The 22,326-nt window shown below is 68.7% G+C and carries 20 protein-coding genes; 6 read left to right on the forward strand and 14 right to left on the reverse strand.

Going from position 1 to position 22,326, the window contains the following annotated elements; genetic code table 11:
* The first annotated feature begins 21 nt into the window (after nucleotides 1–21).
* Entirely contained in the window at nucleotides 22–1,542 is a 1,521-nt protein-coding gene (locus tag WS66_RS22685; protein ID WP_059606540.1) for a CoA-acylating methylmalonate-semialdehyde dehydrogenase, read from the forward strand.
* Nucleotides 1,543–1,604: 62 nt separating this feature from the next.
* Here WS66_RS22685 and WS66_RS22690 read toward each other — a convergent pair whose 3' ends face one another.
* The 8 genes from WS66_RS22690 to WS66_RS22730 all read right to left on the reverse strand — a co-directional run bounded on the left by WS66_RS22690 (nucleotide 1,605) and on the right by WS66_RS22730 (nucleotide 10,574).
* On the reverse strand, nucleotides 1,605–2,489 hold the full coding sequence (locus WS66_RS22690; RefSeq protein WP_059606538.1) for a MurR/RpiR family transcriptional regulator: 885 nt from the start codon (nucleotides 2,487–2,489) through the stop codon (nucleotides 1,605–1,607).
* A gap of 257 nt (nucleotides 2,490–2,746) precedes the next feature.
* Nucleotides 2,747–3,919 (reverse strand): Gfo/Idh/MocA family protein, encoded by a 1,173-nt coding sequence (locus tag WS66_RS22700; protein ID WP_059606536.1) that lies wholly within the window; start codon nucleotides 3,917–3,919, stop codon nucleotides 2,747–2,749.
* Between the two features lie 32 nt (nucleotides 3,920–3,951).
* Nucleotides 3,952–4,878 carry a TIM barrel protein gene (locus WS66_RS22705; RefSeq protein ID WP_059606534.1) on the reverse strand — a complete coding sequence of 309 codons (927 nt, stop codon included), beginning with the start codon at nucleotides 4,876–4,878 and terminating at the stop codon, nucleotides 3,952–3,954.
* 39 nt (nucleotides 4,879–4,917) lie between these two features.
* Nucleotides 4,918–5,931 (reverse strand): Gfo/Idh/MocA family oxidoreductase, encoded by a 1,014-nt coding sequence (locus tag WS66_RS22710; RefSeq protein WP_059606532.1) that lies wholly within the window; start codon nucleotides 5,929–5,931, stop codon nucleotides 4,918–4,920.
* Between the two features lie 59 nt (nucleotides 5,932–5,990).
* Entirely contained in the window at nucleotides 5,991–6,902 is a 912-nt protein-coding gene (locus tag WS66_RS22715; protein WP_059606530.1) for a sugar phosphate isomerase/epimerase family protein, read from the reverse strand.
* A gap of 49 nt (nucleotides 6,903–6,951) precedes the next feature.
* Nucleotides 6,952–7,977 carry an ABC transporter permease gene (locus WS66_RS22720; protein ID WP_059606528.1) on the reverse strand — a complete coding sequence of 342 codons (1,026 nt, stop codon included), beginning with the start codon at nucleotides 7,975–7,977 and terminating at the stop codon, nucleotides 6,952–6,954.
* Nucleotides 7,978–8,004: 27 nt separating this feature from the next.
* Nucleotides 8,005–9,579: a sugar ABC transporter ATP-binding protein gene (locus WS66_RS22725; protein ID WP_059606526.1), complete on the reverse strand. Its 1,575-nt coding sequence runs from the start codon at nucleotides 9,577–9,579 to the stop codon at nucleotides 8,005–8,007.
* A gap of 68 nt (nucleotides 9,580–9,647) precedes the next feature.
* Nucleotides 9,648–10,574 (reverse strand): sugar ABC transporter substrate-binding protein, encoded by a 927-nt coding sequence (locus tag WS66_RS22730; protein ID WP_059606524.1) that lies wholly within the window; start codon nucleotides 10,572–10,574, stop codon nucleotides 9,648–9,650.
* A gap of 308 nt (nucleotides 10,575–10,882) precedes the next feature.
* Between WS66_RS22730 and WS66_RS22735 the strand changes: the two genes are divergently transcribed.
* The 5 genes from WS66_RS22735 (at nucleotide 10,883) to WS66_RS22755 (ending at nucleotide 17,210) form a co-directional block, all read left to right on the forward strand.
* Nucleotides 10,883–12,841, forward strand: coding sequence for a bifunctional 5-dehydro-2-deoxygluconokinase/5-dehydro-2-deoxyphosphogluconate aldolase (locus WS66_RS22735; protein WP_059606522.1), 1,959 nt, complete (start codon nucleotides 10,883–10,885; stop codon nucleotides 12,839–12,841).
* A 46-nt stretch (nucleotides 12,842–12,887) separates the two neighbouring features.
* Nucleotides 12,888–14,771, forward strand: a complete 1,884-nt coding sequence (iolD, locus tag WS66_RS22740) for a 3D-(3,5/4)-trihydroxycyclohexane-1,2-dione acylhydrolase (decyclizing) (protein ID WP_059606520.1) — start codon at nucleotides 12,888–12,890, stop codon at nucleotides 14,769–14,771.
* Nucleotides 14,772–14,832: 61 nt separating this feature from the next.
* The gene (gene iolE / locus WS66_RS22745; protein ID WP_059606518.1) at nucleotides 14,833–15,762 is read left to right on the forward strand and encodes a myo-inosose-2 dehydratase; all 930 of its coding nucleotides are present in this window, start codon (nucleotides 14,833–14,835) and stop codon (nucleotides 15,760–15,762) included.
* Nucleotides 15,763–15,804: 42 nt separating this feature from the next.
* Complete coding sequence (gene iolB, locus WS66_RS22750) at nucleotides 15,805–16,623, forward strand: 5-deoxy-glucuronate isomerase (protein WP_059606516.1); 819 nt, start codon at nucleotides 15,805–15,807, stop codon at nucleotides 16,621–16,623.
* A 92-nt stretch (nucleotides 16,624–16,715) separates the two neighbouring features.
* Complete coding sequence (locus tag WS66_RS22755; protein ID WP_059606514.1) at nucleotides 16,716–17,210, forward strand: heme-degrading domain-containing protein; 495 nt, start codon at nucleotides 16,716–16,718, stop codon at nucleotides 17,208–17,210.
* A gap of 22 nt (nucleotides 17,211–17,232) precedes the next feature.
* On the opposite strand, the gene WS66_RS22760 is transcribed toward WS66_RS22755, so the two are convergent.
* From WS66_RS22760 to WS66_RS22785, 6 genes are all read right to left on the reverse strand, one after another.
* Complete coding sequence (locus WS66_RS22760; protein ID WP_059606512.1) at nucleotides 17,233–17,979, reverse strand: glucose 1-dehydrogenase; 747 nt, start codon at nucleotides 17,977–17,979, stop codon at nucleotides 17,233–17,235.
* Nucleotides 17,980–18,141: 162 nt separating this feature from the next.
* A complete protein-coding gene (locus WS66_RS22765; protein ID WP_059606510.1) occupies nucleotides 18,142–18,846 on the reverse strand; it encodes an ABC transporter ATP-binding protein in 705 nt (234 codons plus the stop codon).
* Nucleotides 18,843–19,592, reverse strand: coding sequence for an ABC transporter ATP-binding protein (locus WS66_RS22770; RefSeq protein ID WP_059606508.1), 750 nt, complete (start codon nucleotides 19,590–19,592; stop codon nucleotides 18,843–18,845). Before WS66_RS22770 ends, WS66_RS22765 begins: the two co-directional genes overlap by 4 nt.
* A complete protein-coding gene (locus WS66_RS22775) occupies nucleotides 19,589–20,815 on the reverse strand; it encodes a branched-chain amino acid ABC transporter permease (protein ID WP_059606506.1) in 1,227 nt (408 codons plus the stop codon). Before WS66_RS22775 ends, WS66_RS22770 begins: the two co-directional genes overlap by 4 nt.
* A complete protein-coding gene (locus WS66_RS22780) occupies nucleotides 20,808–21,743 on the reverse strand; it encodes a branched-chain amino acid ABC transporter permease (protein ID WP_059606504.1) in 936 nt (311 codons plus the stop codon). Before WS66_RS22780 ends, WS66_RS22775 begins: the two co-directional genes overlap by 8 nt.
* A 12-nt stretch (nucleotides 21,744–21,755) precedes the next feature.
* Entirely contained in the window at nucleotides 21,756–22,193 is a 438-nt protein-coding gene (locus WS66_RS22785; protein WP_059606502.1) for an acyl-CoA thioesterase, read from the reverse strand.
* Nucleotides 22,194–22,326: the final 133 nt, after the last annotated feature.

Genomic DNA, 22,326 nt, shown 5'->3' on the forward strand with positions numbered 1-22,326 from the left:
CCCCCATCCTCTGGAGACACGATGAACCCGGTTCCCGCCTACACGTCCGACGCCGACGTCGGCCACTATGTCGACGGCGCGTCCGTTGCCGGCCGCAGCGGCCGCTTCCAGGACGTCCTCAATCCGGCGCTCGGCCGCGCGGTGCGCCGCGTCGCGCTCGCCGGCGACGACGAGGTGCAGAAAGCCGTCGCGTCCGCTCACGCCGCGTTCCCGGCCTGGGCCGAGACACCGCCGATCCGCCGCGCACGCGTGCTGCACCGCTTCCTGCAGTTGATGAATGAACACCGCGACGCGCTCGCCGCGATCATCACGGCCGAGCACGGCAAGGTGTTCTCCGACGCGCAGGGCGAAGTCGCGCGCGGCATCGACATCATCGAATTCGCATGCGGCGTGCCGCAGCTTCTGAAGGGCGACTTCACCGATCAGGTCAGCACCGGCATCGACAACTGGACGATGCGCCAGCCGCTCGGCGTTGTCGCCGGGATCACGCCGTTCAACTTCCCCTGCATGGTGCCGTGCTGGATGTTCCCGGTCGCGCTCGCGACGGGCAACACGTTCGTGCTGAAGCCGAGCGAACGCGACCCGTCAGCGGCGCTGTTCATGGCCGACCTGCTGACGCAGGCCGGCCTGCCCGCCGGCGTGTTCAACGTCGTGCAGGGCGACAAGGGCGCGGTCGACGCGCTGCTCGACCATCCGGATGTGCAAGCCGTCAGCTTCGTCGGCTCGACGCCGATCGCGGCCTACGTGCAGCAGCGTGCGGTGCAGTCGGGCAAGCGCGTGCAGGCGCTCGGCGGCGCGAAGAACCACCTCGTCGTGATGCCCGACGCGAACATCGAGCAGGCGGTCGACGCGCTGATCGGCGCCGCGTACGGCTCGGCGGGCGAACGCTGCATGGCGATCAGCATCGCGGTGCTGGTCGGCGACGTGGCCGACAAGATCGTGCCGGCGGTCGCCGAGCGCGCGCGCAAGCTGGTGATCGGCGACGGGATGTCGCCGGAAGTCGAGATGGGCCCGATCGTCACCGGCGAAGCGCTGAAGCGCATCGAAGGCTATATCGAGCAAGGCGTGAGCGAAGGCGCGCAACTGGTGGTCGACGGGCGCGGGCTGCGCGTGCCGGGCCACGAGGCAGGCTTCTTCACCGGCGGCACGCTGTTCGATCATGTGACGCCCGACATGCGCATCTACAAGGAAGAAATCTTCGGGCCCGTGCTCGGCTGCGTGCGCGTGAAGGACTTCGGCGAAGCGGTCGACCTGATCAACGCGCACGAGTTCGGCAATGGCGTGTCGTGCTTCACGAGCGACGGCGGCATCGCGCGCGAATTCGCGCGGCGCATCCAGGTCGGCATGGTCGGCATCAACGTGCCGATTCCGGTGCCGATGGCATGGCACGGCTTCGGCGGCTGGAAGAAGAGCCTGTTCGGCGACATGCATGCATACGGCGAGGAAGGTGTGCGCTTCTACACGCGCCAGAAGTCGGTGATGCAGCGCTGGTCATCGAGCATCGGCAAGGGTGCCGAGTTCGCGATGCCGACCGCGAAGTAAGCGCGATGGGTATGCCGCCCGCCGGATGTGCCCGCGAGCGGCAGGCATGGGGAAGGCCGGTGTCAGCCGGCCTTCGTGCCGTGCGCTCCGTCGGCGGTCGGCAGGTACGACAGCTCGAGCCGGTATGCGAGCGCCACGAACAGGCTCTGCGCGAGGCCCATCGTCGCGGTCAGCGCACGGAACCCGAACGTCGCGCTGTCCTGCACCATCAGCGTCACTTCGGCATCCCGCGCCAGCGGGCTCATCCGGCTGTCGGTGATCGCGATCAGGCGCGCGCCGCGCTGCACGGCCTGCTGCGCGACCTGCACCGTCTCTTCCGCGTACGGCATGAACGAGATCACGATCATCACGTCACCCTCGCGCACCGACCGGATCTGCCCGAGATGCATGCTGCCGAGCGCGCTGAACAGGCCGATGCGCTTGTCGGTATGCTGCAGCGCGTAGTCGAGATAGACGGCGATCGGAAACGCGCGGCGCGAGCCGGCGATCCAGATTGCCTGCGTGTCGGCGAGCAGGTCGACGGCCTGCGCGAGCGCCTTCGGGTCGAGCGTCTGCCGCAGCTGCTGCATCCCGGCAATGCTGCCCTTGATGAATTCGTCGGCGATCTGCTCGGGCTGCAGGCTCGACGAGCCCGATTCGATGACGTCGCGCAATCGCAGGTTGTACGCGCGGCCCGGCGCGATCTGCTGGGCCAGGCCCTCGCGGAACAATCGCTGCATCTCGGAGAAGCCGGAAAAGCCGAAATGCTTCGCGAACCGCACGACGGCCGACGGCTGGACCCCGCATGCCTCCGCGAGCGACTGGATGCCTTCCAGGCCAAGCTGATCCCGATTCGTTTCCACGTGACGTGCGATCACCTTCAGGCGATTGCTGAGGCCGTCGTACTCCTGCGTCAGATGCTGCAGGAACTGCTCGACGGTGGCGGGAGGTTTCTCGGATGAACTCATCGGATAGCGCGAAATTGACGGCCCCGATGCGCGCGCGATACCGACGCACGCCGCCCGGGACTCACCTGTACACATGCATGAAGGGCGAATTTAATCACGTTTGCGGCACGGACCGCGCCGCACGCTCGCTCCCACGCGCTCGATCATCACCTGCACACGCTCCACGGCTTGGCTGGAAACGATTTTCCAACGTGCTTGCCCCGGCGTAAAGACTAGGGCGTTCACCGACGCCGACGCCGGCATCGCCCCTCCATCGCTCAACGATAGTCGACCCACACGCCGCCCGCATCGGCGGAGCGCACGCAGTTCTCGACCCATCGCACGCCCTCGACACCCGCGCGGACGTCCGGAAAATGGATGGCCTCCAACGCCTGCCCGTCGCCGCGATCGGCGGCGTCCATCGCGAGCGCGAAGCGCGCGTACAGGTTCGACCACGCTTCGAACAGCCCTTCCGGATGCCCGGCGCCGATGCGATCCTCGCGCAATGCCTGCGGATGCAGATACCCCATCCCGCGATCGAGCACCTGCGCGGGCTGCCCCTGGATTTCGTAGCGCAACTGGTTCGGATGCTCGTCCCACCATTCGACGCTCGCCTTCGACCCGATCACGCGCACCTTCTGTCCGTGCATCGACCCCGCGTTCACCGCGCTCGACCAGACGTAGCCGATCGCGCCGGTGTCGTATTCCATGATCGTGAACGCGTTGTCCTCGAGCGGCGCGCGGCTCTTCACGAAGCTCTGCCTCGAACACATCAGCCGCTTGATCTTCAGTTCCGGCGCCATCACTTCCGAGATGTACAGCGGATGCGTGCCGATGTCGCCGAGCACGTAGCTCGGGCCCGCGAACTTCGGGTCGACGCGCCACCGTGCAGCCGCGCTCGCGGCCTCGACGCCCTCGCTGTGGAAGCCGTGCGCGAACTGCATCTGCACGATGCGGATCTCGCCGAGATCGCCGCGCGCGATCATCTCGCGCGCCTGCTCGATCATCTGGTGTCCGGAATAACCGTACGCGACGCCGACGATGCGATTCTTCTCGACCGACAGCCGCTGCAGCGCCTCGGCCTCCTCGGTCGTGAAGCACAGCGGCTTCTCGCAGACAACGTGCAGCCCAGCGCTCAGCGCCGCACGGCAGATCTCGAAGTGCGTGTTGTTCGGCGTCGCGATCGACACCGCGCGGATGCCGTCGGCGCGCTTCGCCTCGGCTTCGAACATCGTCCGGTAGTCGGAATAGCAGCGTTGCGCGTCGACACCGAGCTTCACGCCGAATTGCCGGCCGCGCTCGGCATCGATGTCGAACGCGCCGGCGACCAGCTGGAAACTGCCGTCGCGCAACGCGGCCGATCGGTGGCTGTAGCCGATCTGGCTGCCGAGGCCGCCGCCGACCATGCCCCAGCGAATCGAATGCCCGAGCAGAATCTGTCCGTCAATCATGATGGTGGTGTTCCTGGTACGTGTTCATAAGATCATGCAAAACCGGCCGACGCGAGAAACGCGCGGCTCGCGGCGACATCGCGCAGGCTCGTGCCGGCGTTGCGCGGGTCGCGCTCCTGCTCGATCGTGATGTAACCGGCGTAGCCGATCTCGTCGAGCGCCTGGCGGATCGCGCGGTAGTCGAGCACGCCGGTGCCGATCGGGCACATCACGCCGCGCGCGCACGCGGCGAAGAACGCGATCTGCTCGCCCATCACCGCGTCGTATACCGCCGCGTCGATATCCTTGAAATGCACGTAGTCGACGCGCGCCGCGTGACGGCGCAGCCAGGCTTCCGGCTCCATGCCCGAGTAGTACAGGTGGCCCGTGTCGAGACAGAGGCCGGCCGTGTCGGCCGGAATGTCCGCGACGATCCGGTCGATCTCGTCCGCGAACTCGATGTAGCCGCCTGCGTGCGGATGAATCACCGCGCGCACGCCGAACTCCTCGCGCGCGATCGTCGCGATCTGCCGGATATGGTCGACCATCGTCGACCAGCGCTCGTCCGACAGCCGCGGCGCACGATCGCCGTGGCCGGCCGCGTAGTCGCGTTCCTCGTGGCCCCAGTCCATCACGACCAGGTATGGCGCCGCATGGCGCTGGCCGTCCTGCGTCGGCAGCCTGGGCAGCCGCGTGATCAGCGCGCAGATGTCGCGGGTCTGGCGCAGCAGGTTCGGCAGGTTCTCCGGCGACACGAGATCGTCGAAGATCGTGCCGGCGGTGATGCTCAGGCGTTGCTGCTCGAGCTCGGCGCTCACCACGTCCAGTTCGAGCGGGATGTAGCCGTAGGGCCCCAGCTCGATGCCCGAGTAACCGGCCTGCGCGGCCTCGGCGAGCACCTGCCGCCACGGCGGCAGGTGCGGGTTCTTCACGTCGTCGACACCCCAGCAGCACGGTGCGCAGCCAATCTTCATCGTCATGTCGGTCGGTCCGTTAGACAAGCGGCGGGTGGCCGCGAATCAGCCGCGATAGAACGCGGGACGGTCGGCCATCGCGATCGGTTCGACCGCGCCGCTCTTCTGTGCGCGCACGCACGCATCGGCCGCGACCGCCGCTGCGTAGCCGTCCCACGCGGACGGCCCGGTCAGTGCGCCCTGCCGCACGCCGTCGATGAACGCCTGCAGCTCGACGTCGTACGACGCGATGAAGCGCTCCTTCCAGTCGGTCATGATCTCGACCGACTGCCGTGCCGCATGCTTGAGCCCGACGGCCGGCGGATCGGGCAGCTTTGCGATGCCCTGCTCGCCGACCACCTCGCACTGGATGTCGTAGCCGTACTGGCAGTTCACGAAGACCTCGACGTCGATGCGCACGCCGCTCGCGGTTTCGAGCAGCACGATCTGCGGATCGGCGAGATGCGCTAACGCATGGCGCGTCTTCTTCGGATAGACGACCTGCGCGCTCGTGTAATCCTCGCCGAGCAGCCAGCGCAACACGTCGAGTTCGTGGATCAGCGTGTCGGTGATCGCCATGTCGGTCGTGTAGCGCTCGCCGACCGACTGGTTGCGGTGCGCGCAATGCAGCATCAACGGTGCGCCGATTTCGCCGCTGTCGATCACGCGCTTCAGCGCGCGGTAGCCTTCGTCGTACGGCCGCATGAAGCCGACCTGCACGAGCCGCTTGCCGTGCGCGACTTCGGCTTCGACGATCCGCATGCAGCCGTCGGCCGTGACGGCCAGCGGCTTCTCGCAGAACACCGGCTTGCCGTGCGCGATCGCGTCGAGCACGAACGCTTCGTGCGTCGGCCCCCACGACGTGACGAGCACGGCCTGCACGTCGGCGGCCGCGACGACCTCGTGGCCGTCGCCGTAGATCTCCGCATCGAGCCCGTACTTCGTCACCGCGTCGCGCGCCTGCTGCGGATCGATGTCGTTGACGGCCACGACGCGCGCGCCGGACAGCGTGCGGGTCAGTCTGCGGATATGGTCCTGGCCGATCGCGCCGCAGCCGATCACGCCGATTTGCAAGGTCATCTACGAGTCTCCAGTCGTTCATCAGCGGCGCGGCCCGTGCCGCGCCGGTCAACAATCGGTCAGCGCGCGGTGCGGTCGAAATGGCGATCGACGTAGCGCTGGATGGTGTCGCGCATGTAGCGCGACGATGCTTCCGCGCGGTCCTCCCACGCGAACACGCACGACGACATCACGCCGTCGAAGCCGGCGGTGCCGAGCGCGCGGAAAAACACGTCCCAGTCGATCTCGCCCTGCCCGATGTCGAGATGCTGGTGCACACGGATCTGGTTCGAACCGGGCGGGTTCACGATGTAGCGCAGCTGGCTGCTCTTGCGGTGGTCGAACGTATCGGCCACGCGCGCGTGCGCGAGGATCGGCGCGGCCTGCGCGATCATCGCGGCCATGTCGTCGCCGTAGTAGAACGTGTGCGGCGCGATGTACGACAGCTTCAGCGACGGCGAGCCGAGGTTCGTGACGATGTCGATCGCCGGCTGCAGCTGCTCGATCCAGTCCTCCGGATGCGGCTCGACAGACAGCACGATGCGTTCGCGCTCCAGAATCGGCAGCAGTTCGTCCATCGACCGGAACCATGCGGCCTCGCACAGCTCCTTCGGGTTCGCCCCCGGCCGCTCGCCGACCGAGCGCTCGGGCGACGCGCCGCGCCCGAACTCCGACACCATCAGCGCGCACTCCATCTCGACCGCCACCTCGATCGCCTTCTTCCAGCACCGCACGGCCCATTGCCGCTCGTCGTCGAACGGGCTCGCCCAGCGGTACATCGGCTGCAGCGACGCGAGGCCGACGCCGCTTGCGCGCATCGCCTGGCGGAACGCGGCCATGCGCTCGCGGGTCGCACGCGGCATCACCCACCAGTCGAGAAAGTCGCTGCGCGGCGACAACTCGATCTGGTCGTAGCCGAGCTCGGCCACCGCGTGCGGCAGCCGGTCGAGCGGCAGGTGGCGAATCATGTAGGGATCCAGCGCAATCTTCATCGGGCTTCCTTCGCGAATGGGGGTGGCTGACGCGAGCGCAGGCGTGCGCTCAGCGGCGCTTCTTCTTGTTGCGGTACTGGTCGGCGATCACGGCCGCGACGATGATCGCGCCCTTGACCATCTCCTGGTAATACGCGTCGATCCGGATGAACGTGAAGCCCGACGTCATCACGCCGAGGATCAGCACGCCGATCACGGTGCCCGTCACGCGCCCGAGACCGCCCGACAGCGACGTGCCGCCGATCACGACGGCCGCGATCGCGTCGAGCTCGTACATCACGCCCATGCCCGACTGGCCGGAGATCGCACGCGCGGCCGTCACGGTGCCGGCGATCCCGCTCAAGAGGCCCGCGATCGCATAGACGAACACCAGGTGACGCGTGACGTTGATGCCCGACACGAGGGCCGCGTGACGGTTCGCGCCGATCGCGTACGTGTACTTGCCGAAGCGCGTGTAGCGCAGCACGACGTGGAAGATCGCGGCCACCACGACGAAGATGATGACCGGGTTCGCCCCCGCGCCGATCGCCGCGAACTGGTCGGTCAGCATCGACACCGGCATCCCGTTGGTGAACCACTTCGCGAAGCCGCGCGCGGCAACCATCGTGCCGAGCGTCGCGATGAACGGCGGGATTCCCGTCAGCGCGATCAGCGAGCCGTTCAGGAGGCCGACCAGCAGGCCGACGCACACGCCGGCCAGCACCGGCCAGATGATCGGCAGGTCGGTCAGGTGCGGGAACACCGCGCGCGGAAAATCGGAGACCTGTGCGAGACTGGCCGACACGACGGCCGCCGCGGCGACGACCGACCCCGACGACAGGTCGATCCCGCTGGTGATGATCACGAGGTTCACGCCGACCGCGATGATGCCGATCACGGCCATCTGCAACACGATGATCTCGAGCCGCTCCGCGTTGAACAGGAAGCTCTGGCCGACGACGAGCCAGCCGATCACCTCGAAGAACAGGCTGATGCCCACCAGCACCAGGAAGATGCTCAGCTCGGGCGGCCACTTCGCGTGCCGCGTCTTGATCGTCATGGACTGCGCGTCCGCGACCGGATTCAGGTTGCCCATTTCAGTTGTCTCCATGCTTGTTGCGGCTCAGCGCGAGGCCAGGTCCATGATGCGGACCTGGTCGGCGTCCTTGCGCTCGACGATGCCGGTCATCCGGCCTTCGTGCATCACCATCACGCGGTCGCTCATGCCGAGCACTTCCGGCATTTCCGACGAGATCATCAGAACCGCGACGCCCTTGCCGGCGAGCGCGCTGACGAGCCGGTGGATCTCGGCCTTCGCGCCGACGTCGATCCCGCGCGTCGGCTCGTCGAGGATCAGGATGCGCGGTTGCGTCAGCAACCACCGGCCGATCAGCACCTTCTGCTGGTTGCCGCCCGACAGGTTCTGGATTTCCTCGTGCAGCCCCGGCGTCTTCACGCGCAACATCCGGCTCATTTCCTCGCAGTCGCGCTTCAACTGCGCCTGCCGCACGAAATTGAACTTCACGTAGCGATGGCTGAGCACCGCCGCTTCCATGTTCGCGAGCAGGTCGAGATTCAGGAAGCAGCCGGTGTCCTTGCGGTCCTCGGTGAGGAACGCCATCCCGTGCTTCATCGCCTGCGCGGGCGTGGAAACTCGCACCGGCTTGCCGTCGATCCGGATCTCGCCCGTGGTCGCCGGCACGACGCCGAACAGCGCCTCCGCGACGTTCGAGCGCCCCGAGCCGACGAGGCCCGCCACACCGAGGATCTCGCCCGCGCGCAGCTCGAAGCTGACGTCGCGGAACACGCCGTCGACGCCGAGGTTCTTCACGGCCAGCACGACGTCGCCGATCGGCACCTCCTCCTTCGGGAACATCTGCGTGATCTCGCGGCCGACCATCATCCGGATGATGTCGTCGCGCGTGACGTCGGTCGACGCATGCGTGCCGATGTACTTGCCGTCGCGGAACACCGAGAATTCGTCGGCGATCTCGAACAGCTCGTTCATCTTGTGCGTGATGTAGACGATGCCCTTGCCCTGCTCGCGCAGCTGGCGAATGATCCGGAACAGGTGTGTGACCTCCTTGTCGGTCAGCGCGGAAGTCGGCTCGTCCATGATCAGCACGTCCGAGTCGAACGACACGGCCTTCGCGATCTCGACCATCTGGCGGCTCGCGACCGTCAGCGTGCGCACGTCGGCTTCAGGGTCGATGTCGATCGACAGCCGCTCGAACAGCGCGGCGGTGCGGCGGCGCAGCTCGGCGTGATCGATCAGGCCGAAGCGGTTCTTCGGTTCGCGGCGGATCCAGATGTTCTCCGCGACCGTCATGTACGGCATCAGGTTGAGTTCCTGGTGGATCATCGCGATCCCGCGATCGAGCGCGTCGAGCGGGCCGCTCAGCACGACCGGCTCGCCGTTGATCAGGATCTCGCCCTGGTCGGGCGTGTAGACGCCGGCGATGATCTTCATCAGCGTCGACTTGCCGGCGCCGTTCTCGCCCATCAGCGCATGCACGGTGCCGCGGCGCACGCGGAACTGCACGCCGTCGAGCGCGACGACGCCGGGAAACGACTTGCCGACGCCGCGCACCTCCAGCAGGCAATCGTCGACGGGCGCAGCGGACGAACCCGATGCGGCGAACGAGGCGGCCGGCGCGCTTTCGCTTGCCATCGAGCGCGCCATCCTGGCTGTAAACATGGACGTTCCTCGAAATTCACACGCGAACCCGGACGCGCCGGGCCCGCGCAGTTCAGCGGAAAAACCGGTCAGTGCTTCGCGTACTGGTTCATGTTCTCGGGCGTGACGAGCTCGAACGGCACGTTCACGTAGCGGTCGACCGGCTGCTTCTTCGCGAGCTTCAGCGCGGTCGCGACGGCCTGCGCACCCTGCCCGGCCGCGTTCTGGTACACGGACACCTTCAGGTCGCCGCTCTTCATCGCCGCGAGCCCGTCCGGCGTCGCGTCGATGCCCGCGACGACCGTTTTCGGCGTCAGCTTGCGCGCGGCCTTCAGCGCGTTGATCGCGCCGATCGCCATTTCGTCGTTGTTCGACACGATCGCGTCGAACTTCGTCCCGGAGCTCAGCCAGTTCATCGTGATGTCCTGGCCCTGCGTGCGGCTCCACTTGCCTTCGCGCTTGTCGACGATCTTCATGCCGGAACAGTCCTTGGTCGCGATCACGTCCTCGATGTCCTTGGTGCGGGCGCGGGCCGACTCGTTGGACAGCTCGCCCATCAGCACGAGGATGTCGCCTTTGCCGCCGAGCAGCTTGCACACCTGGCGCGCCTGCAGCGTGCCCGACTGTTTCTCGTCGGACGCGACCACCGCGACGCCGGCCGGCAACTTCTCGAAATCGACCGGCTTGCGGTTCACGTAGACGAGCGGAATCTTCGCGGCGGTCACCATCTTCGTGATCTTCGGCGTCGCGTCGGTGTCGACCGCATTCACGATGATCGCGTCGACCTTCTGCGCGATCATGTTCTGGACCTGGCTCAACTGCTTGCCGACGTCGTTGCCGCCGTCCTCGATCTGTACGGTCGCGCCGTCCTTCTTCGCCGAATCGGCGATGCTGTTGCGCAGGATCGTCAGGAACGTGTCGTCGAACGATGCCATCGTCACGCCGATCTTCTCGGCATGCGCGAGCGGCATGGCCAGGATCGCGGCGGCCGCGGCGGCCATCAGCTTGGTCTTCATGATCACTCTGTCTCCTCATCTCCGGGGGGCGGAAAACGGCGCGTTGCGCGCCGCCGGGCCGAGTCCGATAACGGACTGAAGCATCCGGATGAAACTGTAGATCACTTCCTCGAACATTTGGAAATTTATTTCTACGTGATTTCACCTAGGGAACTGGATTTCCAAAAAGTCTAGACTCCGTTCCGTAGCCCGAGTCGTTGCGGCAGGCGCATTCGCGTCGCGTCGTGACATGCGACGAAGATCCGTCGCTGGATCGGTCCCCAATCCGCCGGCATGGTCGAACGCCGGCCGCGAGCGTGATACGTGATATGAGCCCGTTGAACTTTCCGACTGACCGCCCCGTCGATCTCGCCTGCCTCGGCCGCGTCGCCGTGGACCTTTACGCGCAACAGTACGGCAGCCGCCTGGAAGACGCGCGCAGCTTCCAGATGTATCTCGGCGGCTCGTCGGGCAACGTCGCGTTCGGCGTCGCCCGGCTCGGGCTGAAGACCGCGATGATCTCGCGCGTCGGCGACGAGCAGATGGGCCGCTTCGTGCGCGAGACGCTCGAGCGCGAAGGCTGCGACACGAGCCAGCTGCAGACGGATCCGGAACGGCTGACCGCGCTGGTGCTGCTCGGTCTGAAGGATCGCGACACGTTCCCGCTGCTGTTCGTACGCGAGAATTGCGCGGACATGGCCGTGCGCGCCGACGAGATCCGCGAGGACTTCATCGCCGGTTGCCGCGCGCTCGCGATCACGGGCACCCATCTGTCGACGCCGGGCACCCGCGAGGCATCGCTGACCGCGCTCGGCTACGCGCGCCGCCACGGCGTCGTGCGGATCCTCGACATCGATTACCGGCCGGTGCTGTGGGGGCTGACCGCGCGCGGCGCGGGCGAAAACCGTTACGTGCCGGACGCGCAGGTCACACGGCAGTTGCAGCAGGTGCTCGGCGAATTCGATCTGCTGGTCGGCACCGAGGAAGAATTCCTGATCGCGGGCGGCGTGCCGCACGACCTGATCGCGTCGCTGCAGGCCGTGCGCCGCGCGAGCGGCGCGGCGCTGGTGGTCAAGCGCGGTGCGCTCGGCTGCTGCGTGATCGAGGGCGACATCCCCGCACGCATCGAGGATGCGCCGACCTTCCATGGCGAACGCGTCGAAGTGCTGAACGTCCTCGGCGCGGGCGACGCGTTCCTGTCGGGCCTGCTGTCCGGGCTGCTGCGCGGGCGCGACTGGGCCGAATCGACGCGCATCGCGAATGCGTGCGGCGCGATCGTCGTGTCGCGCCACGCGTGTTCGGCCGCGATGCCGACGCCGGCCGAGCTCGCACACTGGTTCGGCGGCAGCCGCAATCCGCGGGTGGACGCCGATCGCACGCTCGCGCACCTGCATCGCGTGACGGTGCCGCGCCGCGAATGGGACGACCTGTGCGTGATGGCGTTCGACCATCGCAGCCAGTTCTACGAACTCGCGGTGCAGGCCGGCGCGGACGAGGCGCGCATCAAGACGCTGAAGCGCCTGCTCGTGCGCGCGGCCGAACAGGTCGAGCGCGATCGCCATATCGAAGGCCATGTCGGCGTGCTGATCGACGGCGGCGCGTACGGCAGCGACGCGCTCGCGTCGGCCACCGGCCGCGGCTGGTGGGTCGGCCGCCCGGTCGAACTGCCCGGCTCGCGGCCGCTGTGTTTCGACGACACTCGCTCCGTCGGCTCGTCGCTCACGCACTGGCCGACCGAGCAGGTCGTGAAGTGCCTCGTCCACTACCACCCCGATGACGACGTCGACCTGCGCGTCGCGCAGGAGCAGCGCGTGCTGGAGCTGTGGGAAGCCACGCGTGCGAGCGGCAACGAGTTGCTGCTGGAAATCATTCCGCCGCGCGCGGTCACGCCGGCCGGCACCGAGGACGACGCGGTGCTGCGCACGGTCGCGCGCTTCTACAACCTCGGCGTGATGCCCGAGTGGTGGAAGCTCGCGCCGATGAGCGCCGACGGCTGGGCGCGGCTCGAGACGCTGGTTGCCGAGCGCGACCCGTACTGCCGCGGCGCGGTGATCCTCGGGCTGAACCAGCCGCTGCAGTATCTCGTCGACAGCTTCCGCTCGGCGACCAATCCGATCGTCAAGGGCTTCATGGTCGGCCGTACGCTGTGGGCCGACGCGTCGCTGCACTGGCTCGCCGGCCGGATCGACGACCAGGCGCTGATCGACGAAGTGGCCGGCAATTTCGCGCAGCTGGTCGACGCCTGGCTCGGCCGCCGTGCCGCCGCGCGCACCGCGGCAGCAGCCTGATGCAGATGTCCGTGACGACCACCCGACTCCTCTTGATCGACAGACGATGACCACCACCGTGAGACTGACCGTCAGCCAGGCGCTCGTGCGCTACCTGGCCGCCCTGCGCGCCGAAGTCGTCCAGCCGGACGGCCGCACCGAGATCCTGCCGTACTGCGGCGGCGTCTTCGCGATCTTCGGGCACGGCAACGTGGCCGGGCTCGGCGAAGCGCTGCACGCCGAAAAGGACCGGCTGCCGACGTTCCGCGCGCACAACGAGCAAGGCATGGCGAATGCGGCCGTCGCGTTCGCGAAAGCGAATTTCCGCCAGCGGATGATGGCGGCGACGTCGAGCATCGGCCCCGGCGCGACCAACATGCTGACCTCTGCCGCGCTCGCGCACGTCGGCCGGCTGCCGCTGTTGCTGCTGCCCGGCGACGTGTTCGTGTCGCGCTTGCCCGACCCGGTGCTGCAGCAGGTCGAGGACTTCGAACAGGGCGACGTCAGTGCGAACGACTGCTTCCGGCCGGTGACGCGCTACTTCGACCGGATCACGTCGCCGGAACAGCTGCTCGTGGCGCTGCCGCGCGCGATCCAGGTGATGACCGATCCCGCACAGTGCGGGCCCGTGTGTCTCGCGCTGCCGCAGGACGTGCAGACCTTCGCGTACGACTGGCCGGAGGACTTCTTCGCGCCACCGGTGATCCGGATGCGCCGGCCGCCCGCGGACTCGCTCGAACTCGCGGATGCGCTGGACGTGCTGAAGGCCGCGAAGAAGCCGCTGATCGTCGCCGGCGGCGGCGTGCTGTACAGCCAGGCATGGGACGCGCTGCGCACGTTCGCCGACACGCATGGCGTGCCGGTCGCCGAATCGCAGGCCGGCAAGGGCAGCCTCGCGTGGGACCACCCGCTGAACCTCGGCTCGATCGGCGTGACGGGCTCGCCTGCCGCGAACCGCGCGGCCGCACAGGCCGACGTGGTGTTCGCGGTCGGCACGCGCCTGCAGGACTTCACGACCGGCTCGCACGCGCTGTTCGGCAACGCGACCCTGCTGAGCCTGAACGTGCAGCCGTTCGACGCGGGCAAGAAACGCGGCCGGCAATTGATCGCCGACGCGCGCACCGGCCTCGGCCAGCTGTCGGCCGCGCTCGCGGGCTGGCAGGCGGATGCGGCGTGGACCGCCGCGAACCGCGACCAGGCCGCCGCGTGGAACGCGCGCGTGACCGAGCTGACCACGCGCGTGCCGAAGGACATGCTGCCGTACGACGCGGAAGTGATCGGCGCGGTGCGCGACTCCGCGGCCGACGCGGGGCACGACAGCGCGCGCGACGATCTCGTCGTGTGCGCGGCCGGCACGCTGCCAGCCGAGCTGCACAAGCTGTGGCGCAGCGGCGTGCCGGGCAACTATCACATGGACTACGCGTACTCGTGCATGGGCTACGAGGTCGCTGGCGGCCTCGGCGCGAAGCTCGCGCGGCCCAAGCGCGAAGTGATCGTGATCGTCGGCGACGGCTCGTACATGATGCTCAACGCGGAGCTCGCGACGTCCGTGATGCTCGGCCGCAAGATCATCGTCGTGATCCTCGACAACCGCGGCTACGGCTGCATCGAGCGGCTGCAACTGAACTGCGGCGGCGCGAGCTTCAACAACATGCTCGACGACTGCGTGCCCGAGGGCGGCGAACGATCGACGATCGACTTCGCGATGCATGCGCGCGCGATGGGCGCCGAAGCCGTGCACGTGCGCGACGTCGGCGAGTTGCGCGGCGAAATGAAGCGTGCGCGCGCGGCGAAGACGAGCCAGGTCATCGTGATCGACACGACGCACGAGCGCACGACCGCGGACGGCGGCGCGTGGTGGGAAGTCGCGGTGCCGCAAGTGTCCGCGCGCGCCGGCGTCGACGATGCGCATCGCGCGTATCTCGACGCGAAGACCCGGCAGCGGCGCTGACCCGCTTTCCGTTTCAATCCGCCGCTCCGCGACAACAACATTCGAACCAAGGAAGCAAGTCATGAGCTGGAACGTTCGCATCGGTATCAATCCCCTGTCGTGGATGAACGACGACCTGCCGTCGCTCGGCGGCGAGACGCCGCTCGAGACGGCGCTGAAGGAAGGCGCCGAAATCGGCTATGCGGGCTTCGAGCTTGGCAACAAGTTTCCGAAGACGGGCCCCGAGCTGAAGGCGAAGCTCGCCGAATTCGGGCTCGTATGCGTGTCGGGCTGGTATTCGGGCCTCCTCGCGGAAGTCGAACCGGGCATGAGCGACGCCGATGCGCTCGCCGCCGAAATCGAGCGCTGCCGCGCGCACATGACGAAGCTGCAGTTCAACGACGTGAAGGTCGCGGTGTACGGCGAATGCGCGGGCACGATCCAGGGCCGCATCGACACGCCGGTCGCGAAGCGTCCGCGTTTCGTCGACGATGAAGCCTGGCGACGCTATGCGGCACGCCTCGACGCATTCGGCGCGCACCTGCTCGAGACCTACGGGATCAAGCTCGCCTACCATCACCACATGGGCGCTTACGTCGAATCGCCCGCCGACGTCGACCGGCTGATGGCGCTGACCGATCCGGCGAAGGTATTCCTGCTGTTCGACACCGGTCACGCGTATTTCGGCGGCGCGGCCGATCCCGTCGCACTGCTGAAGAAACACGTGTCGCGCGTCGTGCACGTGCACTGCAAGGACGTGCGGCCGCAGGTCGTCACGCAGGCGCGCAACGGCGGCTGGAGCTTCCTGAACGGCGTGATCAACGGCACCTTCACGGTGCCGGGCGACGGCGCGCTCGATTACGAAGCGACGCTTCGCACGCTGAAGGACGCCGGCTACGAAGGCTGGCTCGTGGTCGAGGCCGAGCAGGACCCGGCCGTCGCGCCGAGCTATCAGTATGCGAAGAAGGGCTACGAATCGCTGCGCGCGATCGTCGACCGGTTGAGCGCGTAAGCCCTGTCACCCCGCTGTCACCCCATTGCGGAGCCCCGTTCCATGACGATTTCTCCCCTGCTGGTCAAAGCATCCGCCGACCGCGAAATCTGCAACGTGACGCCCGAGTCGGCCGGCTGGAAACATGTCGGCTTTCGCGCGCTGCGCCTGAAGGCCGGCGACACCGAAACGCTCGATACCGGCGCGCGCGAACTGTGCGTCGTCGTGCTCACCGGTACGCTGCGCGCGCAAGTCGACGGCGAGACGTACGATGCGCTCGGCAAGCGCGACAGCGTGTTCGAGGAAGTGTCGCCAGACGCGCTGTACGTGCCGGGCGGCAAGACCGTCACGCTGATCGCGACGCGCGATGCGGAAGTCGCGCTGTGCACCGCGCCTTACGCGAGCGGCGACAAGCGCGTGCAGCGCCTCGACGGCGAACGGATGCGGCGCGCGGTGCGCGGGCACGGCACCAACACGCGCTACGTGTGCGACATCCTGATGGGCGACAATCCGGCCGCCGACCGGCTGCTCGTCGTCGAAGTGATCACGCCCGCGAGCCACTCGAGCAGCTATCCGCCGCACAAGCACGATCGCGACGCGGCGCCGGACGAGACGTCGCTCGAGGAAACCTATTACCACCGGATCGATCCGCCGCAGGGTTTCGCGTTTCAGCGCGTGTACACGGACGACCGCAGCCTCGACGAGGCGTGCGCGGTCGAGAACCACGACGTGGTGCTGGTGCCGCGCGGCTATCACCCGGTGGTCGCGCCGCATGGCTACAACCTGTACTACCTGAACGTGATGGCCGGGCCGAGCCGCGCGTGGGCATTCAAGAACGACCCCGCGCACGAATGGATGCTCGACGCGGCACCCGGGCGCTGACGCAGCGATGCGCTGAACGATCGACGGCCGGCGCGCGAGACGCGGGATGAAAACGCGTGCGTGAGCCGCATTTGCGACGACACGGAGTTGCCATGGCGACCACCTTCCCCCGTTTCGCACCCGCGCCCATCTGCGACATCGCGTCGACGCCGATGCTGTCGCACTTCGATGCCGACGTCGCGCGCCGGCTCGGCGACATCGCCGTCAATCTCGCGGCGCGCCGCGGGCTGCCGATCGCGGTCGGCATCGTCGGTGAAGCCGCGCCGCTGTTCTATTGCGCGCTGGACGGCAGCCGCGCCAACGACAGCGACGCGATCCGCCGACGACAGAACACGGTGTTCCGTTTCGGCGTCAGTTCCTTCGAGGTCGGCGCGCGCTTTCGCCGCGCCGGCTGGTCGTTGCAGTCGCAGGGATTGTCGGACGCCGACTATGCGCTCGATGGCGGCGGCGTGCCGTTGCGGCTTGCCGGCGGCGGCATCGTCGGCGCGATGACCATCGCAGGGCTCGACGACGCACGCGATCACGCACTCGTCATCGAGAGCCTGCGCTGGCATGTCGGCGCGAACGCGCTCGCGATGATCGCGTAGCCGCGCGCGCCGACTCGCGCGATCAGTGCAGCCCGCCGCTCGCGACGAGGCGCTCGCCGGTCAGCCAGCGGGAGTCGTCCGATGCGAGGAACACGGCGACCGACGCGATGTCGTCCGGCTCGCCGAGGCGGCCGAGCGGCGTCTGGCTGCGCACCTGCTTGTCGAGATCCGAGCCGATGATGCCCGCGCTGTGCGTGCCTTCGGTCACGATCATGCCCGGGTTGATCGCGTTCACGCGGATCTTGCGCGGGCCGAGCTCGAGCGCGAGCACGCCGGTGATGGCGTCGACGGCGCCCTTGGTGCCGCTGTACACGGCGCTCGCGGGCGGCGTGATGCTCGTCACGACCGAGCTGATGTTAATGATGCTCGCGCCTTCGCCGAGATGCTTGACGGCGGCCTGCGTCGTCAGCAGCACGCCGAACACGTTCGTGTCGAACTGCCGGCGGTAGTGCTCTTCGGTGATCGCCTCGATCGGCGCGAACTCGTAGACGCCGGAGTTGTTGACCAGCACGTCGAGACGGCCATAGTTTTCGATAGCGGCATCGACGATGCGCTGCGCGTCCGTTGCCTTCGACACGTCGCCGCCCACCGCGACCGCACGGCCGCCCGTTTCGACGATCGCGCTCACGACGGCGTCGGCACCGGCCTTGCTGCTCGCGTAGTTCACGACGACCGACGCGCCTTCGGCGGCCAGCGCCTTCGCGATCGCGGCGCCGATTCCCTTGGACCCGCCCGTGACGATCGCTACCTTGCCTGTCAGCTTGCTCATGATTTCATTCCTCAGTCGGAAGACATTCGATGGATGAGGGCCGGTTGCAGCGTGCGCGGCGCGCCGGCCTTGCTGGCAATATTCGCGGTTCGCGCGACGGCGATAAAGCGGCTCGACACGAATTGACTGGCGGGGTTTGCCGAACAATCGGCGCGCTTGCGCTCAACCGGCACTCAGCCACGCACTGACGACGTCGCCGCCGAGCGCGCCGAGCGCGCCGTCGTAGACGATCCGTCCCCGCCCCATCACCGCGACGCGCCGCGCGAGCCGCGGCGCGAGTTGCAGCCGCTGCTCGATCAGCAGGATCGCGACGCCGTCGGCCTGCAGCGCGGCGAGACAGGCGCCCACCTCGTCGACCGCGAGCGGCGCGAGCCCTTCGGCCGGTTCGTCGACGATCAGCACGCGCGGGCGGCCCGCGAGCGCGCGCACCAGCGCGAGCACCTGCTGTTCGCCGCCCGACAGCCGTCCGGCCTTCACGTCCGCCCGCGCGGCCAGCAGCGGAAAGCGCGCGAGCAACCGGTCGAGCGCCGCGCGTTCGGCCGTGCCGTGCACGCCGCGCAGCCCGAGCCGCAGGTTGTCGCGCACGCTCAGTAGCGGAAACACGTCGCGGCTTTCGGCAACGTAAGCGACACCGCGCCGCGCGATCTCGAACGTGCGTGCGCCCGCGCATTCGTCGCCGGCGACGCGCACCGAACCCGCCGTGCGCACGAGTCCCATCACGGCCTTCGCGAGCGTCGAGCGGCCCGAGCCGTTGCGGCCGAGCAGCGCGAGCGTCTCGCCAGGCGCGAGCGCGAGATCGACACCGTCGAGCACGGGCTGCATCCCGTACCACGCGCGCAGGCCGCGAATGTCGAGCAGCACGCTCATGCGCCCTCGCCAAGATAGGCGGCGCGCACGGCCCGGTCCGCGCGGATCGCGTCGGGCGCGCCGGTTGCGACCACCGCGCCGCGCACGAGCACCGTGATGCGCTCGGCGAAGCCGAACACCGCATCCATGTCGTGCTCGATCATCAACACCGTGCGGCCCTGCGTCGTCGCACGGATCAGCGCGATCATCCGCGCCGCCTGGTCGCGGTTCATGCCGGCCGTCGGTTCGTCGAGCAGCAGCGTGCGCGCGCCGCTCGCGAGCGCGATGCCGAGATCGAGCGCGCGCTGTTCCGCATAGCCGAGTTCGCCGGCCGGCGTGTCGCGCCGCCCATCGAGACCGATGTCGCCCAGCACGCGCGCGGCCACGCGATCGACCGACGCGGATTCGCGCAGCCGGTTCCACCAGCGCCGCCGCTCGGCCGGCGCATGCAGCGCCGCGCAGCGCAGGTTGTCGAACACGCTCAATCGTGCGAACACGCTCGTCTGCTGAAAACTGCGGCCGATGCCGAGCCGGCTCGCCACGATCGGCCCGCGCCCGCGCAGCTCGACGCCGTGCAGCATGACGCGCCCGCGCGTCGGCCGCGTCGCGCCGGCGATCACGCCGAACAGCGTCGACTTGCCTGCGCCGTTCGGCCCGATCAGCGCGTGACGCTCGCCGGCCGGGACGTTCAGCTCGACGCCGTCGAGCACGGTCTGCACACCGAAGCGCTGTACGATCCCGTGCAACTCGATCGCGCTGCCGCTCATCGCCCGTCCCCCCGCTTGCCTTGCCCGTGATTCTGGAACCGTGCGCGCCAGGCCCACAGCAACGTGCCGATGCCGGCCGCCGAGCATGCGACGACCCAGCCCGCCGGCGCATCGGCGTCGATGCCCCACGCGCCGAACGCGATGCCCGTGCCGTCGTCCTGCGCGAAGCGCCATGCATAGCCGAGCTCGGCCGCGCAGACGATCGCGACGGCCCAGAACGCACATGCGCCGACGCCACACAGCACGCGCCAGCGCTCGGCGGGAGGTGCGTCGCCGCGCAACGCATGCGCCAGCGTCTGCGCGATGCCCGCGATCCCGCGCGGCGCCGCGACGACGACCGCGACGAACAGGAGGCCGAGATACAGCGCCCATGCGCGCGATACGCCCGCGACGACGACGCTCAGCGCGGTCAGCACCACCGCGCCGGCCGCCGGCCCGAAGAATGTGCCCGTGCCGCCGATCACTGCTGCAATCAGCACGGTCGCCGAACGCGCCATCGACACGCTGTCGGGTGTCGCGATCTCGACGTCGATGAGCGTCAACGTGCCGGCAATGCCCGCGAAGAACGACGCGCAGGTCACCATCGCAAGCCGCACGCGACGCGGCTCGGTGCCGAGCGCGGCAACGCGCGCGGGGTTGTCGCGCACCGCGTTCGCGAGCCGCGCGAGCGGCGTGCGCGTCAGCGCGTGCATCGCCACCGCGGAGACGATGCACCATGCGGCAATCACGGCGTAGGCCTGCGTTTGCGCGCCGAAATGCCAGCCGCCCAAAGGCGTGCCGCTCGCGCGGTCGATCGGTACGCCGCCGAGGCCGCCGAACCACGCCGGCACGCTCCACGCCGCGGCCGCGACGCACTCGCCGAGGCCGAGCGTGATCATCGCGAACACGGTGCCCGCGCGGCGTGTCGCGAGCAGTCCGGCGATGAAACCGAAGCCCGCGCCGGCCACGCCGCCGACGAGCGGCAACAGCGGCAGCGGGCCGCCGACATGATTGAACCAATGCGCGGCGGCGAATGCGCCAAGGCCCGCGAAGGCTGCATGACCGAACGACAGCAGCCCGGTCGTACCGAGCTGCAGGTTGTACGACAGCGCGAGCACGACGAGCGCGGCCGTCTGTGCGAGATAGCCAAGCACCGCGCCGTGCGGCCACAGCCACGCGGGCAGCGCGACGCACGCGGCGAACAGCACCCAGCGCAGTGCGCCGGCCCGTGCGCGGCTAGCCATCGACACGCTCGCCGAACAGTCCGCGCGGGCGGGCGACCAGCACCGCGACGAGCAGCAGGTACGGGACCAGCGGTGCGAGCTGCGCGATCGACACGGCAGCGACGCTGTCGGGCAGCGCGACACCCGACCATTGCGCGAGGTCGCGCAGCGACGTGTCGCTGGCCGCCGCGAAGGTCTGCGTGAAGCCGACCGCAAGCGACGCGACGAACGCGCCGCCGAGCGAGCCGAGCCCGCCGATCACGACGACTGCGAACACCACCGACCCGACGGTCTCGGCCAGCGCCGGTTCGATCACCGCAAGCGGCGCGCCGATCACGCCGGCCAGCGCCGCGAGCGCGGTGCCGGCGCCGAACAGGCCCGTCATCACGCCCGGCACGTCGTAGCCGAGCGCCTCGACGGCCGCGCGGTGCGTGAGCGCGGCGCGCACGACGAGCCCGATGCGCGACGCGCGCAGCAGCGCGCCGAGCGCGACCAGCATCGCCGTGGCAATCGCCATCATGAAGAGCCGGTAGCGCGGCAGCGCGAGGCCGAACACGGCCACGGGCGCACCGTCGAACAGCGGCGGCACCGGCGCGGGCAGCGGCGCGAGGCCCCACAGGAGTTTCGCGCCCTCGCCGATCAGGTACGCGAGCCCGACGGTCAGCAGCAGTTCGCTCGTGTGTCCATGCGGCTGTACGCGGCGCAGCAGCCAGCGCTCGCAGCCGGCGCCGAGCAACCCGACCGCGAGCGGCGCGAGCGCGAGCGCGGCCCAGAAACCCGCGCGGGCCGCGATGCTGTATCCAATGTATGCGCCGAGCATGTAGAAACTCGCGTGCGCGAAGTTGAGCACGCCCTGCACGCTGAAGATCAGCGTGAGGCCAGCCGACAGCATGAACAGCAGCAACCCGTAGCTGAGGCCATTGAACGCCTGGAGCGCGAACGCGTGCACGCCGCGCGCCCGTCAGCCGGCGAGCGGTTCGAGCGCCGCGCGCAGCGCGTCGGGCAGCGGCACCGGGCGGCGTGTGCCGCGATCGACGTACACGTGCACGAAATGCCCTTGCGCGGCCGGCGCGGCTTCCCCAGCCGCGAACAGTCCGATCTCGTAGCGCACACTCGACGTGCCGAGCTTCGCGACGCGCAGCCCCGCATCGACCGACTGCGGAAACACGAGCGGCGCGAAGTAGTTGCACTGCGTCTCGACCACGAGCCCGATCGTCTGCCCGTGCTCGACGTCGAGCACACCCGCGCGGATCAGGTATTCGTTCACGACGGTGTCGAAGTAGCTGTAGTAGACGACGTTGTTCACGTGCCCGTAGACGTCGTTGTCCATCCAGCGGGTCGTGATCGGCAGGAAGTGGCGATAGGCGTCGCGGGAACGCGGCTGCGGCTTGTCGGACATGGCGATGGCGGTCAGGATGAAGAAGGCGCAGCGGACGGCGCGCGGTGGCCGTTCGCGACGGCGCGCCGGCCAACGGCGGGATGCCGCGTCGCGATCGCGCGCGGCGCGGCGGATGACATTCCGGGAGCGGCGC

The organism is Burkholderia sp. LA-2-3-30-S1-D2 (assembly GCF_001523915.2).
In the GTDB taxonomy this organism is placed as follows: Bacteria; Pseudomonadota; Gammaproteobacteria; order Burkholderiales; family Burkholderiaceae; genus Burkholderia; species Burkholderia diffusa.